This is a genomic window from Streptomyces sp. NPDC012510 (assembly GCF_042955065.1).
Classification (GTDB): Bacteria; Actinomycetota; Actinomycetes; order Streptomycetales; family Streptomycetaceae; genus Streptomyces.
Genome location: NZ_JBIBEN010000035.1, coordinates 12,952 through 28,933 on the forward strand (window position 1 = coordinate 12,952; position 15,982 = coordinate 28,933).

The 15,982-nt window shown below is 70.9% G+C and carries 15 protein-coding genes; 7 read left to right on the forward strand and 8 right to left on the reverse strand.

The window, feature by feature from the left end; genetic code table 11:
- Window positions 1–57 precede the first annotated feature (57 nt).
- The 4 genes from ACFY9I_RS39515 to ACFY9I_RS39530 all read left to right on the forward strand — a co-directional run bounded on the left by ACFY9I_RS39515 (window position 58) and on the right by ACFY9I_RS39530 (window position 2,447).
- Window positions 58–216, forward strand: a complete 159-nt coding sequence (locus ACFY9I_RS39515) for a DUF4177 domain-containing protein (RefSeq protein ID WP_086785308.1) — start codon at window positions 58–60, stop codon at window positions 214–216.
- Complete coding sequence (locus ACFY9I_RS39520; RefSeq protein ID WP_391011561.1) at window positions 213–680, forward strand: Atu1372/SO_1960 family protein; 468 nt, start codon at window positions 213–215, stop codon at window positions 678–680. The genes ACFY9I_RS39515 and ACFY9I_RS39520 overlap by 4 nt, the downstream gene beginning before the upstream one ends.
- Before the next feature lie 70 nt (window positions 681–750).
- Entirely contained in the window at window positions 751–1,620 is an 870-nt protein-coding gene (locus ACFY9I_RS39525) for an NUDIX hydrolase (RefSeq protein ID WP_391011564.1), read from the forward strand.
- Window positions 1,617–2,447 (forward strand): MBL fold metallo-hydrolase, encoded by an 831-nt coding sequence (locus ACFY9I_RS39530; RefSeq protein WP_391011566.1) that lies wholly within the window; start codon window positions 1,617–1,619, stop codon window positions 2,445–2,447. The genes ACFY9I_RS39525 and ACFY9I_RS39530 overlap by 4 nt, the downstream gene beginning before the upstream one ends.
- A 217-nt stretch (window positions 2,448–2,664) precedes the next feature.
- Here ACFY9I_RS39530 and ACFY9I_RS39535 read toward each other — a convergent pair whose 3' ends face one another.
- Both ACFY9I_RS39535 and ACFY9I_RS39540 read right to left on the reverse strand, forming a co-directional pair.
- Window positions 2,665–3,501, reverse strand: coding sequence for a nucleotidyltransferase domain-containing protein (locus ACFY9I_RS39535; RefSeq protein ID WP_391011569.1), 837 nt, complete (start codon window positions 3,499–3,501; stop codon window positions 2,665–2,667).
- Between the two features lie 329 nt (window positions 3,502–3,830).
- Complete coding sequence (locus ACFY9I_RS39540; protein ID WP_005476003.1) at window positions 3,831–4,505, reverse strand: Crp/Fnr family transcriptional regulator; 675 nt, start codon at window positions 4,503–4,505, stop codon at window positions 3,831–3,833.
- 327 nt (window positions 4,506–4,832) lie between these two features.
- Between ACFY9I_RS39540 and nth the strand changes: the two genes are divergently transcribed.
- From nth to ACFY9I_RS39555, 3 genes are all read left to right on the forward strand, one after another.
- Entirely contained in the window at window positions 4,833–5,789 is a 957-nt protein-coding gene (nth, locus tag ACFY9I_RS39545) for an endonuclease III (protein ID WP_391011572.1), read from the forward strand.
- Between the two features lie 145 nt (window positions 5,790–5,934).
- Window positions 5,935–6,666: an NUDIX domain-containing protein gene (locus ACFY9I_RS39550; protein WP_391011574.1), complete on the forward strand. Its 732-nt coding sequence runs from the start codon at window positions 5,935–5,937 to the stop codon at window positions 6,664–6,666.
- A gap of 118 nt (window positions 6,667–6,784) precedes the next feature.
- On the forward strand, window positions 6,785–7,984 hold the full coding sequence (locus tag ACFY9I_RS39555) for a MarP family serine protease (RefSeq protein WP_391011577.1): 1,200 nt from the start codon (window positions 6,785–6,787) through the stop codon (window positions 7,982–7,984).
- Between the two features lie 51 nt (window positions 7,985–8,035).
- Here the strand turns inward: ACFY9I_RS39555 and ACFY9I_RS39560 are convergent, their stop codons facing one another.
- The 6 genes from ACFY9I_RS39560 to ACFY9I_RS39585 form a co-directional block, all read right to left on the reverse strand.
- Window positions 8,036–8,215: a hypothetical protein gene (locus tag ACFY9I_RS39560; RefSeq protein ID WP_391011580.1), complete on the reverse strand. Its 180-nt coding sequence runs from the start codon at window positions 8,213–8,215 to the stop codon at window positions 8,036–8,038.
- A 96-nt stretch (window positions 8,216–8,311) separates the two neighbouring features.
- Complete coding sequence (locus ACFY9I_RS39565) at window positions 8,312–9,274, reverse strand: alpha/beta fold hydrolase (protein WP_391011583.1); 963 nt, start codon at window positions 9,272–9,274, stop codon at window positions 8,312–8,314.
- Window positions 9,271–9,750, reverse strand: coding sequence for a phage holin family protein (locus ACFY9I_RS39570; RefSeq protein WP_391011585.1), 480 nt, complete (start codon window positions 9,748–9,750; stop codon window positions 9,271–9,273). Before ACFY9I_RS39570 ends, ACFY9I_RS39565 begins: the two co-directional genes overlap by 4 nt.
- A gap of 57 nt (window positions 9,751–9,807) precedes the next feature.
- Entirely contained in the window at window positions 9,808–11,211 is a 1,404-nt protein-coding gene (gene nhaA / locus ACFY9I_RS39575; protein WP_391011587.1) for a Na+/H+ antiporter NhaA, read from the reverse strand.
- Between the two features lie 152 nt (window positions 11,212–11,363).
- The gene (gene acs / locus ACFY9I_RS39580) at window positions 11,364–13,319 is read right to left on the reverse strand and encodes an acetate--CoA ligase (protein WP_391011589.1); all 1,956 of its coding nucleotides are present in this window, start codon (window positions 13,317–13,319) and stop codon (window positions 11,364–11,366) included.
- A gap of 161 nt (window positions 13,320–13,480) precedes the next feature.
- Window positions 13,481–15,946: a SulP family inorganic anion transporter gene (locus ACFY9I_RS39585; protein WP_391011592.1), complete on the reverse strand. Its 2,466-nt coding sequence runs from the start codon at window positions 15,944–15,946 to the stop codon at window positions 13,481–13,483.
- Window positions 15,947–15,982: the final 36 nt, after the last annotated feature.

Here is a 15,982-nt window from a genome sequence, read left to right on the forward strand (position 1 = left end):
TGGGCCGTGGCGGAACCCGTGCCGAGCCGTGGCCGGGCAGCGGATAAAGTCGGCCGCATGACCAAGTGGGAATACGCAACCGTACCGCTGCTCGTCCATGCCACGAAGCAGATTCTGGACACCTGGGGCGAGGACGGCTGGGAGCTCGTCCAGGTCGTGCCCGGGCCGAACAACCCCGAGCAGCTCGTGGCCTACCTGAAGCGGCCCAAGCCGTGAGCGCCGTCGAGGCCAGGCTTGCGGAGCTCGGGCTGAGCCTGCCCGCGGTGGTCCCGCCGCTCGCCGCGTACCAGCCGGCCGTACAGACCGGTGTGTACGTGTACACATCCGGGCAGCTGCCCATGGTGGACGGCAAGCTGCCCGTCACCGGCAAGGTCGGCGCCGAGGTCACCCCCGAGGAGGCCAAGGAACTCGCCCGCACCTGCGCGCTGAACGCCCTCGCCGCGGTCAAGTCGGTGGCGGGCGACCTGGACCGTGTCGCACGCGTGGTGAAGGTCGTCGGCTTCGTGGCCTCGGCGTCCGACTTCACGGGCCAGCCCGCCGTGTTGAACGGCGCGAGCGAACTCCTGGGCGCCGTCTTCGGCGACAAGGGTGTCCACGCGCGCAGCGCGGTCGGCGTGGCGGTACTGCCGCTGGACGCGCCGGTCGAGGTGGAACTCCAGGTCGAACTGGTGGCCGCCTGACCACGGGGTGAGGTGTCAAGATCGCGGAGGCTCACTCGAACATCCGCCTGTGAGGAGTTAGCCTCCGCCCATGGCAAACGGGCAGTGGTACCCACCCGAGTGGCCGGACCGCATCCGCGCGCTGGCGGCCGGCACGCTGACACCGGTGACCCCCAGGCGGGCCGCCACCGTCATGCTGCTCAAGGACACGGCCGACACCCCGGTCGTGCACATGCTGCGCAGACGCGCCTCCATGGCCTTCGCCGGAGGCGCGTACGCGTATCCGGGCGGCGGTGTGGACCCGCGCGACGAGGACCACCGGATCCGCTGGGCGGGCCCCACGCGCGCGTGGTGGGCGTCCCGGCTCGGGGTCGACGAGACAGACGCCCAGGCGATCGTCTGCGCGGCCGTCCGGGAGACGTACGAGGAGGCGGGCGTCCTGCTGGCCGGCTCCAGCTCCGAGACCGTGGTCGGCGACACGACCGGCGACGACTGGGAGGCCGACCGGGCCGCGGTGACCGCCCGGGACCTGTCCTTCGCCGAGTTCCTGGAACGCAGGGGACTGGTCCTGCGCTCCGACCTGCTGGGCGCGTGGGCCCGCTGGATCACCCCCGAGTTCGAGTCCCGCCGCTACGACACCTGGTTCTTCGTCGCTGCCCTCCCGCAGGGCCAGCGCACCCGCAACGCCTCCACGGAGGCCGACCGCACGGTGTGGATCCGCCCCCGGGACGCGGCGGAGGGCTACGACAAGGGCGAGCTGCTGATGATGCCGCCCACCATCGCGACCCTGCGCCGGCTCGCCGAGTACGACACGGCCGCCGCCGCGCTCGCCGCCGCGCCCGGTCGTGACATGACCCCGGTCCTCGCCGAGGCTCGCCTGGAGAACGACGACGTGCTCCTCTCCTGGCCGGGCCATGACGAGTTCACCAAGCGCATACCAGCCGGCGGAGACCCCACATGACGGACGCGGCAGCTCTTCCCGGACAACCGAGGGGCGGGGTCCTCTCGGGCCCCGCCACGGCGCGCGCGGTCAACGTGCTCGCGCCGAACGCGTCCGTGATGACCCTCGACGGCACCAACACCTGGATCGTGTCGGAGCCGGACTCCGACCTGGCGGTCGTGATCGACCCCGGCCCGCTGGACGACACGCATCTGGGCCAGGTCGTCGCCACGGCGGAGAGCGCCGGCAAGCGGATCGCCCTGACGCTGCTCACCCACGGCCACCCGGACCACGCGGAGGGCGCCGCCCGTTTCGCCGAGCTGACCCGGACGAACGTACGGGCCCTCGACCCCGGGCTCCGGCTCGGCGACGAGGGACTGGGCGCGGGCGATGTCATCGCGGTCGGCGGCCTGGAGCTCCGCGTCGTTCCCACGCCCGGCCACACCGCCGACTCGCTCTGCTTCCACCTCCCGGCCGACCGGGCGGTCCTGACGGGCGACACCGTGCTGGGACGCGGTACGACGGTCGTGGCCCACCCCGACGGCCGCCTCGGGGACTACCTCGACTCCCTCCGGCGCCTCAGGTCCCTCACGGTCGACGACGGCGTCCACACCGTCCTCCCAGGTCACGGACCCGTCCTCGACGACGCCCAGGGCGCGGTCGAGTTCTACCTCGCCCACCGCGCGCACCGGCTCGCCCAGGTCGAGACGGCCGTCGAGAACGGCTACCGCACCTCCGGCGAGGTCGTCGCCCACGTCTACGCCGACGTCGACCGCTCCCTGTGGCCGGCCGCGGAACTCTCGGTACGCGCCCAGATGGAGTACCTGACCGACCACGGCCTGATCTGACCCAGCGGCTCTCTCCGGGCCCACTGCCGCGCCACCGGACTCAGAGGGCCTTCCGCGCCTCTTCGGCCTCAGCGGCGCGCCTGAGGGCCGTCTGAGGCGGCCGGAGCGTCTCAGCCTCCCCCGGGGCCCTGGCGGTTCCCATGGCCCTGAGCGGGCTCCGTCCCTGAGTGGGTCTCCGTCCCTGAACGGGCTCCGTCCCTCAGGGGATCTCAGTCCCTCAGGGGGTCGGGGGGCGAGGCGCTTTGACGCCGTGCACGCGCGCGTACTCCTCGGCCAGCCAGGGCCCGAGGTCGTCCACGTACGACCGCAGGACGGTGTCCTGGGTGCCCGGTTCGGCGTCCGGCTCGTATCCGGCGGCGGCCGCCGCGCGCATCTGGGCGGCGCGTTCGGGGTAGTACGCGCCGAACGCCTCCGCCATCTCGCGCAGATCGCTGGTCCAGCCGTTCCAGCGGGGCATGACGAGGGTGAACCCGGTGCGGACGAGGCGACGTGAGTAAGCACGGACGAGCGACCGGCGGGCGTCGTAGGTGGAGGCTTCCGCGATTCGCTCACGCCAGCGCGGCAGGTGCAGCGCCAGGTCGCCGTTGGTCTCGCGGGCGAGGAGGGAGTCGGGCCGGTAGCGGGGCAGGTCCTCGGCCAGGTCCTCGCCCAACAACGGCGTGCACAGACACGCCACGAACCAGCCCAGGTCGTACCGCTCCAGGTCGCTGAGCACCTGTGCCCGGCTGACCAGCAGCGTGCCGGCCCCGTCGATCTGCGGGAACTCCTTGTCCAGCGCCTCGTCCAAGGCCCGCGCCTCGGCCCGGTCCGTCTCCGTCGGCTCCGCACGAAGTACCAGCAGCAGATCGAAGTCACTGCGCCCCGGCCGAGCGGTCCCCCGGGGAATCGACCCGTAGAGATACGCACTGTGCAGCCCTGCCCCGAACACCTCCAGCACCCGGTCCCGAGCCACCGCCACCACCGGCCGGAAAACATCGGAGACCTGCCCGAGCGCCCCCTCCCGCTCGATGTACCCCCGACTGTCCAGCCCTCTTCGACGCCATGTTTCGGCCATGGAACCACTGTGCACCGGGGGCGCGTGAGGGGCAGGCGGATTGCGCGGGAGGGGTGGGATCGACCTCGCGCCCCTGCTTGCAGGGGGCGCGGGGAACTGCGCGACCAGCCCCCACCCACCCGCACCCGAAGAACGCACCCAAGGGGGTCGAAGGGACACAGCCTCTGGGGATGAACGGGTAGGGGCGGCGGGGCGAAAACAAACGGGGCCCGCCCCGCGAACGAGACGAACCCCATCGACATACGAGCCGCCGCACGCCCTGCTCCGCCGCACGCCCCCGGCGCACGCTGTGCTCCGCCGCACGCCCTGCTCCGGCGCACGACCAAGCGTCAGCGCGACCGCTTCGCCAGCCGCTCCACGTCCAGAAGGATCACCGCACGGGCCTCCAGCCGCAGCCACCCCCGCTGCGCGAAGTCCGCCAGAGCCTTGTTCACGGTCTCGCGGGACGCCCCGACCAGCTGCGCCAGCTCCTCCTGCGTCAGGTCGTGCACCACGTGGATGCCCTCCTCGGACTGCACCCCGAAGCGCCGGGAGAGGTCGAGCAGCGCACGAGCCACCCGCCCGGGCACGTCCGAGAACACGAGGTCGGACATCTGGTCGTTGGTCTTGCGCAGCCGCCGCGCGACGGCTCGCAGCAACGCCGCGGCCACCTCGGGCCGCGCGTTCAGCCACGGCTGGAGGTCGCCGTGTCCGAGGCCGAGCAGCTTCACCTCGGTCAGCGCCGTGGCGGTGGCCGTCCGCGGACCGGGGTCGAACAGCGACAGCTCGCCGATCAGCTCACCGGGGCCCAGCACGGCCAGCATGTTCTCGCGGCCGTCGGGCGACGCGCGGTGCAGCTTGACCTTGCCTTCGGTGACCACATAGAGGCGGTCACCCGGATCGCCCTCGTGGAAGAGAGCGTCACCGCGCGCGAGGGTCACCTCACTCATGGAGGCGCGGAGCTCCGCGGCCTGCTCGTCATCGAGCGCCGCGAAGAGCGGGGCGCGCCGCAGAACGTCGTCCACGAGTTCTCTCCTTGTCGACCTGCTCAGGGGATCTTGCTCCCCCGTACTACCAGGGGACCGTGTTCCCCATCTTGCCGGACGGACCTAACAGTGTGATCTGTCACAAGGATGCCGCACACATGTCCCGTGGTAAGCGTCAGGGGTCCAATTGGGGGCCGATCTTCTGGCCCCGGGACGGATGTCGGTGCCGGGCTTTAGGCTGGCCGGGTGTCCAAATCGCCGGTGGAAGCACAGGCCAAGGGGGCTGGGCGGGTGGTTGTACGGCGCGATTCCGCTGTGGGCGAACAGGGCCTCACGGGGGCGAACAAAACGGCAAAGGCGACGAAGGTGTCCGATCCATCAGCAGCGGAGAAACCCGCCCGGAAGAACACGACCACGGCGGAAGAGACGGCCCCGGTGAAGACGACGGCAAGCAAGGCGGCCGCCAAGAAGGCGACGGCGGCGCGAAAGCCGGCCCTCCCCGAGAAGGCCGCCCCCAAGCCCCCCACGACCACCAGGCCCCGCAAGCCGGAGTCCCGGACCGCTCTCGTCCGCCGCGCCCGGCGTATCAACCGCGAGCTCGCCGAGGTGTACCCGTACGCCCATCCGGAGCTGGACTTCGAGAACCCCTTCCAGTTGATCGTCGCGACGGTGCTGTCCGCCCAGACGACCGACCTGCGGGTCAACCAGACGACACCCGCGCTCTTCGCGCGGTACCCCACCCCTGAGGACCTCGCGTCGGCGAACCCGGAGGAGGTCGAGGAGATCCTGCGGCCGTGCGGGTTCTTCCGGGCCAAGACGAAGTCGGTGATAGGGCTTTCGAAGGCCTTGGTGGAGAACCACGAGGGCGAGGTCCCCGGCCGTCTCGAAGACCTCGTCAAACTGCCCGGCGTCGGCCGCAAGACCGCCTTCGTGGTGCTGGGCAACGCCTTCGGTCGGCCCGGAATCACCGTGGACACGCACTTCCAGCGACTCGTCCGGCGCTGGCGGTGGACCGAGGAGACCGAGCCGGACAAGATCGAGGCGGCCGTCGGCGCGCTCTTCCCGAAGAGCGAGTGGACGATGCTGTCGCACCACGTGATCTTCCACGGCCGCCGCATCTGCCACGCCCGTAAACCGGCCTGCGGTGCCTGCCCCATCGCCCCGATCTGCCCCGCGTTCGGCGAGGGCGAGACGGATCCGGAGAAGGCCAGGAAGCTCCTGAAGTACGAGAAGGGCGGCTTCCCCGGCCAGCGCCTCAAGCCCCCGCAGGCGTACCTGGACGCGGGTGGTGTCCCGGCCCCGCCCCTGGGAGCCGCCGGATGACGGCGCGCGCACAGCGAACGGGCGCGACCACCGGCGCGCACCCCCGCCACCTCGCGGCGAGCCACCCACAAGAGGGATGCGGGGCGAGAACGGAACGATCAGCGGTCTCCCGGGCGTTGGGACCGGAAGAGCGACGGGGGTGGCTATGACGCACGCGAGCCGGACGGACGGCGGTACGGACACGGATCACGGAAAGCACATGTGGGACGGGCGCCTGGGCCTGGACAAGACGGGCCTGCCCGCCTGGCTGGACCCGGTGGTGTGTGCCGTGGAGTCGGTCGAGCCGCTGCAGTTGAGCAGATTCCTGCCGCCGGAGAACGGCTCGGGGCGGCAATCGGCGGTCCTGATCCTGTTCGGGGAGGGCCCCCGCGGGCCCGAGCTGTTGCTCATGGAGCGCGCCGGCTCGCTCAGATCGCACGCGGGCCAGCCGTCCTTCCCCGGCGGTGCCCTCGACCCCGAGGACGGAGATCCGCAGTCCGACGGCCCGCTGCGGGCCGCCCTGCGCGAGGCCGAGGAGGAGACCGGACTGGACCCCGCCGGCGTCCAGCTCTTCGGTGTGCTGCCCAAGCTGTACATCCCGGTCAGTGGTTTCGTCGTGACGCCCGTCGTGGGCTGGTGGCGGGAGCCGACGCCGGTCCGGGTCGTCGACCCGAACGAGACCGCCCGCGTCTTCACCGTCCCCGTGGCGGATCTCACGGACCCGGCGAACAGAGCCACCGCCGTACACCCCCGCGGCTACGCGGGTCCGGCATTTCTGGTCGAATCGGCCCTCGTGTGGGGATTCACCGCCGGAGTGATCGACCGTCTGCTGCACTACGCGGGCTGGGAGCGTCCCTGGGACCGTGAGAAGCGGGTCCCGCTCGACTGGCGCTCATGACAGGGTGTCTGCCGTGCTGCGTCTTCTGGGGCTTGTTGCGGCCCCCTGTCGCCGCGCGGCGGACCGGACCCCGGCCGGCCTGTAGTGATCGCGAAGTGACGAGGCGAGGCTTGAAGCGGTGAACGTGCTGGACATCCTGTTGCTGGTCGCCGCTGTCTGGTTCGCGATCGTGGGCTACCGACAGGGCTTCGTCGTCGGCATCCTGTCGGTGATCGGCTTTCTCGGCGGTGGCCTCGTCGCGGTCTACGCCCTGCCCGTCATCTGGGACTGGATGACCGACAACTCGGAGGTCAGCACGGCCGCCGCCGTCGTCGCGGTCGTCATCGTGATCGTCTGCGCCTCCGTCGGCCAGGCCCTGACCACCCATCTCGGCAACAAGGTGCGCCGTTACATCACCTGGTCCCCGGCCCGCGCCCTGGACGCCACCGGCGGCGCCCTCGTCAATGTGGTGGCGATGCTCCTGGTCGCCTGGCTGATCGGTTCCGCACTCGCGGGCACGACGCTGCCGACGCTCGGCAAGGAGGTCCGCAACTCCAAGGTGCTGCAGGGCGTGGCCGGGGCACTGCCCAACCAGGCCGCCACCTGGTTCGCGGACTTCTCCTCGGTCCTCACACAGAACGGTTTCCCGCAGGTCTTCAGCCCGTTCTCCAACGAGCCGATCACCGATGTCCAGCCCCCCGACCCGGCCCTCGCGTACAGCCCGGTCGCCCAGCGCGCCAAGGCGTCCATCGTCAAGGTCATGGGTACCGCGCAGAGTTGCGGCAAGGTTCTCGAAGGCACCGGCTTCGTGTTCGGCGAGCGCCGCGTCATGACCAACGCGCACGTGGTCGGCGGAGTCGACGAACCCACCGTCCAGATCGGCGGCGAGGGCCGCAAGTACGACGCCAAGGTCGTCGTCTACGACTGGGAGCGCGACATCGCCGTCCTGGACGTGCCCGGACTGAAGGCGCCCGTGCTGAAGTTCACCACCGAGGACGCCGTCAGCAGCGACGACGCGATCGTCGCAGGCTTCCCGGAGAACGGCGCGTACGACATCCGCCCCGCGCGCGTGCGCGGTCGCATCACGGCCAACGGCGCCGACATCTACAAGCGCGGCACCGTCCACCGCGATGTCTACTCGCTCTTCGCGACCGTCCGTCAGGGCAACTCCGGCGGCCCGCTGCTCACCCCCGAGGGCAAGGTGTACGGCGTGGTCTTCGCGAAGTCCCTCGATGACCCGGAGACGGGTTACGCGCTCACCGCGGACGAGATCGAGGAGGACATCGCCAAGGGCCGTACCGCCAACCAGCAGGTGGACAGCGACAGCTGCGCGCTCTGAGGCCGAGCTGGGCCGGTGTGGTGAAGTCCTGTGCGGGTCGCCCCGTACGGGTCAAGGACGAGAATGGCGCAGCCGGGCCGAGACCCAGCGGGCCCGGCGGCGCAGGATGCGCGGAATACCCAGCCGGGGATCCGTGCCCGGCATCGGCGGGGCGCCCCTCTGGTGGGAGCTCGGGCCCGTGGCCGAGCGGCGGTTGCGTGCTGCGTCACTGTAGTCGTGCGTCCAGCCCATACCCCGACGTGTGCCCCCGCCCCAAGGTCGATAACCGCCCCCATGCCCCCCAATTGGCCTATGCGCCGGGCAAGTGGCTGTCCGGGGAACAGGTGTTCAGCGGTCGGGCTCCGGGTCCTTGAGCCAGTTGATGAGTTCGGACGAGAAGGCCACCGGATCCTCCTCGTGCGGGAAGTGCCCCAGGCCGTCGAACAGCCGCCACCGGTACGGTGCTTCGACGTACTCCCCGGACCCGGCCGCGCTCCGCGTCCGCATCACCGGGTCGAGCGAACCGTGCAGGTGCAGAGTGGGCACGCGCACCGGCCGCTTCATCCGGCGGTTGAACTGGATGCCGTCAGGGCGGGCCAGGGACCGCACCATCCACCGGTACGGCTCGATCGAGCAGTGTGCCGTCGACGGGATGCACATCGCCCGCTGGTAGGCCTCCACGGCCTCGTCGTCGGGCAGGCGCGGCCCCGACCAGTCCCGGATCAGCCGGCCGACCAGCGCGCCGTCGTCGGCGGTGAGTTGACGCTCGGGGATCCAGGGACGCTGGAACCCCCAGATGTAGGAGCCCGCCGAGGTCTGCTTGACGTCCGAGAGCATCGCCGAGCGCCAGCGTCTCGGGTGCGGCATGGAGGCCACCGCGAGCCGTCGTACCAGCTTGGGGCGCATCACGGCCGCCGTCCACGCCAGATAGCCGCCCAGGTCGTGGCCGACCAGCGCGGCGTCGGGTTCGCCGAGGGACCGTACGACGCCGGTGATGTCGAGGGCGAGGTTCGCCGGGTCGTAACCCCGGGGCGTACGGTCGCTGCCGCCGACCCCGCGCAGATCCATGGCCACGGCTCGGAAGCCCGCGTCGGCGAGGGCGACCATCTGGTGTCGCCAGGTCCACCAGAACTGCGGGAAGCCGTGCAGCAGCAGCACCAGCGGCCCGTCGCCCACCTCGGCGATGTGGAAGCGCGCGCCGTTGGCGGCCACGTCCCGGTGGATCAGCTCCTTCGCGCCGGGCACGTCGAGCCGTACAGGAGACGCGGGCTGGTTCGAGGGGGCGGCCGGGGTGGCGGCGGGGTCGGTCATGACGTCGAGCGTGCCACAGCCTCGACGGCGTCGTCGGCCGGGGCGGGCCTGCGGGGGTGGGGCCTCGCGTTCTGCAGCACGCCCGCCGTCTGCTTCATGGAGGCGGCGACCTTCTGCGGGCCCTGTCCCCTCTTGGCCTTCTTCGAGAAGGCGACGCCGATCAGTGCCAGGACGACGGCGACCACCACGTTCGCCGCGAACGACAGCAGGAAGCAGATCGCCAGGTTCCAGTCGCTCCAGGTGCGGATGCCGTACGCCAGGGCGAAGCTCAGCATGGGCAGGGAGAAGATCAGCACCGCGCCGGCCGCCGTGAACGCGCCGCCGCCGACCATGCCTCGCTTGACGTCCTGCCGGAGCTGGGCCTTGGCCAGCGCGATCTCGTCGTGCACCAGCGCGGACATCTCGGCCGTCGCCGAGGCGAACAACTGGCCGACACTGCGTTCGGCTCCGACCGGGCTGCCGTCGGGTGCGCTCATCGGGATCTCCCTCATATGCGTTTGTACGGTCCTGTCAGGTCATGCGGTCCTGTCAGATCATGCCGGACCGCCGTCGCCGTCGCCTGCCCCGCCTGCCACTTCGGCAAGCCTCCGGTGCTCGGCGGCCTTGCGTTCGTAGATCTCCGCCATGCGCAGGTGGTACGCCGGGTCGTCCTGTTCGTAGATGTCGGGGACGCCGTCGAGGTCGTCGTCGCGCTCCTCGGCCGCCCACAACGCCTGGTACTTGGCATTGCGTATCTTCAACAGAACGGTCGCCAGGACCGCCGCGACGAGGGATCCGGTGAGGACAGCCGCCTTGACGCCGTCGGTGAGCGCCTGGTCGCCCTCGAAGGCCAGTTCGCCGATGAGCAGCGACACGGTGAAGCCGATCCCGGCGAGCGAGGCGACCGCGAAGACGTCCGGCCAGGTCAGGTCCTCGGAGAGCGAGGCCCGGGTGAAGCGGGCGGTCAGCCAGGTCCCGCCGAAGATCCCGACCGCCTTGCCGACGACGAGTCCGAGCACCACCCCGAGCGTCTCGGGCTGGGTGAACACCTGCGCGAGCGCGCTGCCCGAGATCGCGACCCCCGCGCTGAACAGGGCGAACAGCGGTACGGCGAGACCGGCGGACAAGGGGCGCACAAGGTGCTCGACGCGCTCGCCGGGGGAGCGTTCCTCGCCCTCGTGCCGGGTGCAGCGCAGCATCAGGCCCATCGCGACACCGGCGATGGTGGCGTGGACGCCGCTGTTGTACATCAGCCCCCAGATAACGACGGCGAGCGGAACGTACACGTACCAGCCGCCCACGCCCTTTCTCAGCAGCACCCAGAAGACGGCGAGACCGGCGAAGGCGCCGCCGAGCGCGGTGAAGTTCAGGCCGTCGGTGAAGAACACCGCGATGATCAGGATGGCGAACAGGTCGTCGACGACGGCGAGGGTGAGCAGGAAGGCCCGCAGCGCGTTCGGCAGGGAGGTGCCGATGACGGCGAGCACGGCCAGAGCGAAGGCGATGTCGGTGGCGGTGGGCACCGCCCAGCCGGCCAGGGAGCCGCCTCCGGTGAGGTTGGTGAGCGTGTAGACCAGCGCCGGTACGGCCATGCCGCACAGTGCGGCGGCGACCGGGAGCGCGGCCGCCCTGGGGTCCCTGAGGTCACCGGCGACCAGCTCGCGCTTGAGTTCGACGCCGGCGACGAAGAAGAAGACCGCGAGGAGCCCGTCGGCCGCCCAGTGCGCCACGGACAGGTTGAGGCCGAGTGCCTCGGGGCCGAAGTGGAAGTGACTGACGCTCTTGTAGCTGTCGTGCAGCGCGGGGATGTTGACCCAGATCAGCGCGGTGACGGCAGCGGCGAGCAGCAGTACACCGCCGACGGTCTCGGTGCGCAGCGCGTCCGCCAGGAAGGTCCGCTCGGGCAGGGAGAGCCGGCCGAGGAACTTGCGGGTGGGGTTCGTGCGGGACGCGGGCACGGTGGGGACCTCCGGTCGGTGGGCATGACGAAACACTCGCCGACCAGACTTCCCGGCACACCTGTTCTTTAGCTTAGCTAAAGGGCACCCGGCGTGCTCGCCGCCGGGTGCCCTTCACGGACGTATGTCGTCTCGCGGGGACGTACGCGGGCTCAGTCCTCGCTGGGCGCCGCCGGCAGCTTGGCCTGGATCAGGTCCATCACCGTGGAGTCGGTCAGCGTCGTGACGTCTCCGAGCTGCCTGTTCTCCGCCACGTCGCGCAGCAGTCGCCGCATGATCTTCCCCGACCGGGTCTTCGGCAGTTCCTGCACCGGCAGGATCCGCTTCGGCTTGGCGATCGGGCCGAGGGTGGCCCCGACGTGGTTGCGCAGCTCGCCGACCAGGTCCTCGGTCTCGGCCGCCGTACCGCGCAGGATCACGAAGGCCACGATCGCCTGGCCGGTGGTCTCGTCGGCCGCGCCGACCACGGCCGCCTCGGCCACGGACGGGTGCGAGACGAGCGCGGACTCCACCTCGGTCGTCGAGATGTTGTGGCCCGACACCAGCATCACGTCGTCGACGCGTCCGAGGAGCCAGATGTCCCCGTCGTCGTCCTTCTTGGCCCCGTCGCCGGCGAAGTACTTGCCCTCGAACCGCGACCAGTACGTGTCGAGGAACCGCTGGTCGTCGCCCCAGATGGTGCGCAGCATCGACGGCCACGGCTCGGTGAGGACCAGATAGCCACCGCCGCCGTTCGGCACCTCGTTCGCCTCGTCGTCGACGACGGTCGCGGAGATGCCCGGCAGCGGCGTCTGCGCGGAGCCCGGCTTGGTCTGCGTCACGCCTGGCAGCGGCGAGATCATCATCGCGCCGGTCTCGGTCTGCCACCAGGTGTCGACGATCGGCGTCACGTCCCCGCCGATGTGCTTGCGATACCAGATCCACGCCTCGGGGTTGATCGGCTCACCGACGGACCCGAGGACGCGCAGCGAGGACAGGTCGAACTTCGCGGGGATGTCGTCGCCCCACTTCATGAACGTACGGATGGCCGTGGGCGCCGTGTACAGGATCGTCACCCCGTACTTCTGCACGATCTCCCAGAACCGCCCCTGGTGCGGGGTGTCCGGCGTGCCCTCGTACATCACCTGCGTCGCGCCGTTCGCCAGCGGCCCGTAGACGATGTACGAGTGGCCGGTGACCCAGCCGACGTCGGCCGTGCACCAGTACACGTCCGTCTCCGGCTTGAGGTCGAAGACGGCGTGATGGGTGTACGACGTCTGTGTGAGGTAACCGCCGGAGGTGTGCAGGATGCCCTTGGGCTTACCCGTGGTGCCGGACGTGTACAGGATGAACAGCGGGTGCTCGGCCCCGAACGGCTGCGGGGCGTGCTCGGTGGACTGCCGGTCGACGATCTCGTGCCACCACACGTCACGGGAGTCGGTCCAGGCGACGTCCTGACCGGTGCGGCGGACGACGAGCACATGCTCGACATTGCCCGCCTTGGCGACCGCCTCGTCCACGGCCGGCTTGAGCGCGGACGGCTTGCCGCGCCGGTAGCCGCCGTCGGAGGTGATGACCACACGCGCGTCGGCGTCCTGGATACGGGTCGCGAGCGCGTCCGAGGAGAAGCCGCCGAACACGACGGAGTGCGCGGCGCCGATCCGGGCGCAGGCGAGCATCGCCACGGCCGTCTCCGGGATCATCGGCATGTAGACCGCGACCCGGTCGCCCGCCTGAACTCCCAGCTCCAGCAGGGCGTTCGCGGCCTTGCTCACCTCGTCCTTGAGCTGGGCGTAGGTGATGGCCCGGCTGTCCCCGGGCTCGCCCTCGAAGTGGATGGCGATCCGGTCGCCGTTGCCGGCCTCGACATGGCGGTCGACGCAGTTGTACGCGACGTTGAGCTCGCCGTCCTCGAACCACTTGGCGAACGGCGGGTTCGACCAGTTCAGTGTCTCGGCCGGCTCCTTGGCCCAGGTCAGCCGCCGGGCCTGAGCCGCCCAGAAGCCGAGCCTGTCAGCCTTGGCCTGCTCGTACGCCTCGGCCGTGACGTTGGCGTTCGCGGCCAGGTCAGCGGGCGGCGCGAAGCGTCGCTCCTCCTTCAAGAGGTTGGCCAGGCTTTCGTTGCTCACGACATCTCCCTTTCCCAGGGTGTCCGTTGTGTCCCAGGCCACAGCTCATCAGACCCGGCCCCTCGATGACAAGGGCCTTCCCGGGATTGGTTTAGACCTGTGGGCGGGTGGCCCTGCGGCCAGGACGCCACCCGTTCCCACGGACCGGGACGGTATTCGGTTCACGTGCGCGTGTCGTGCAGGACCGTCTCGGCGGGGTCGGCCGATCCGGCTGGCCCGGCCGGCCCGGCCGTTCCCGCCATCGTCCGCACCACTGGTTCCGCTGTCGCCTCCGTCGCCTCCGTCGCCGCCTCCGCCGCGGTCGTTCCGGTGACGCGGTCGAAGACCCCTCCGTCGGAGGCTTCCTCGGTGAGCAGGTACGCCTGCGCCTCGCCCACGTGGAAGTACATCCCGTTCAGTTGGAGCGCGCCCTCGCGCAAGGCGCGGGCGACGGAGTCGTGCGCTCTCAGATGCTCCAGTTGCTGGATGACGTTGGTGAGGCAGAGCTGTTCGACGGCGTCGGCGGGCTCGCGGCCGGCGAGCCGGGCCCACGTCCGGTTCTTGTCGGTCGCGCGGTCCAGGCTCGGCCGGCCGTGCCGCAGCCAGCGCTTGAGGGGTGTCTGCGTGCCGTGCGGATCGGCCTTGAGCAGGGCCTGCATGGCACCGCAGCCTGAGTGCCCGCAGACGGTGATGGACCGTACGTGCAGCACGTCCACCGCGTACTCGATCGCGGCCGAAACCGAGTCGTCGCCGCTCTCCTCGCCGGGAAGGGGCACGAGGTTGCCCACGTTGCGTACGACGAAGAGGTCACCCGGGCCGCTGGAAGTGATCATGGAAGTGACCAGCCGGGAGTCGGCACAGGTCAGGAAGAGCTGCGAGGGCTGCTGCCCCTCACGAGCGAGCCGGGCCAGCTCGTCGCGCACCAGAGGTGCGGTATTGCGTTGGAACGCGCTGATACCGCGCGCCAGTTGATGACCGCTCGGGCCTTCGGCGGCTTCCTCTACCCAGATGCCCGCGGTGGGCGTGGCCGGCGCCTCGCACTGGTGGTTGCGCCACGGTGTCCAAGGCCGGCAACGGCAGCCGGCCGCCGTGGTGCCGACGGGTTCGGCGATATGTGTCCCAGCGCGGCTGGTGATCTCCACGGAGCCACCGCGCGCCCGGTGCGCGTGCTGCCAGTCCTGCAGTGACTCGTACGCCGCGTGGTCCATGAACGACCCGTCCAGCTCCACGACGGCGGTGGCCCCCTGGGGGATCTGGTGCAGGGCGCGGCTCAGCCTCGGCACGGCGAGGAACGTCAACTGTCCTCGTGCGTGGACGTGATGCACTCCTTCCCTCTTCTCGTGGGTGATGCGGGTGCGGGTGAGGCGGTGGAGGGCGACCCCGATGGCCACGGCGATGCCGATCGCCACGCCTTCCAGAACGCCGAGGAGAATGACGCCGTGGGTGGTGACGACGTAGACCAGCACCTCACGGTGGCGGGTGACCGTGCGGATGTGGTGCAGGGAGACCATCTGGATGCCGACGGCCATCACCAGGGCGGCGAGTGCGGCGAGGGGGATCAGCTCCAGGGCGGGGACCAGGAGCAGTGTGGCCGCCACCACCCAGACGCCGTGCAGCATCGTGGAGTTCCGACTGGTGGCGCCGGCGCGGACATTGGCCGTGCTGCGGACGGCGACGCCGGCGATGGGGAGGCCGCCGAGAGCGCCGGAGACGACATTGGCCGCGCCCTGGCCGCGTAGCTCGCGGTCGAGGTCCGAACGCCGTACGTCGGTCTGGCCCGCCGCCAGTTTGTCCACGGCCACGGCCCCGAGGAGCGACTGCACGCTGCACACGAGCGTGGTGGTGAGGACGGCCGCGACGAGACCGAGCGTCGGCCCTTCCGGCAGTCCGGCCAGGGCGTGGCTCCGCCAGGACGGCAGTTCGACCTTGGGCAGGCTCAGCCCGGCGGCCATGGCCGCGACCGTGGCGCCCGCGACGGCCACGAGGGCGGCAGGGACGATGCGCAGTTGCCGGCCGACCCGACCGGGCAGCCGGGGCCAGACGAGCAGCAGGACGAGTGTGAGGGTGCTCATGGCGACCGCTGCGGGCTGCAGACGCGCCAACTGGGCGGGCAGGGCCGCCACGTTGGCACTGACCGAGCTCTGCGGGGTGCCGCCGAGCACGATGTGCAGTTGGGCGACGGCGATGGTGACGCCGATGCCCGCGAGCATCCCGTGCACGATCGCGGGGCTGACAGCGAGCGCCGAGCGCGCCACGCGCAGATGGGCCAGGCCTAGCTGCGAGAGGCCGGCGAGGACGGTGATGGCGCAGGTGGTGCGCCAGCCGTACTGGTGGATGAGGTCGGCGGTGACGACGGTGAGACCGGCCGCCGGGCCGCTGACCTGGAGGGGGGAACCGCCCAGGCGTCCGGCGACGAGTCCGCCGACGGCGGCGGCGACGAGGCCGGCCTGGAGCGGGGCGCCGGTGGCGAGGGCGATGCCCAGGGACAAGGGGAGGGCGATCAGGAAGACCGCGATGGAGGCGGACAGATCGTCGGCCGAGACATGGAACCGGCGGCGCGGTTCCACCGGGGGGCTGTGCGGTTGGTGATCACCCTCCGTAACGTTCGAGTCCGGGTCGATGGTGGGGGTGGGGGCGCAGGTGGACATGTTCTCCCGTCTCCTCCGGGGCTGCGCGGTCGCGTG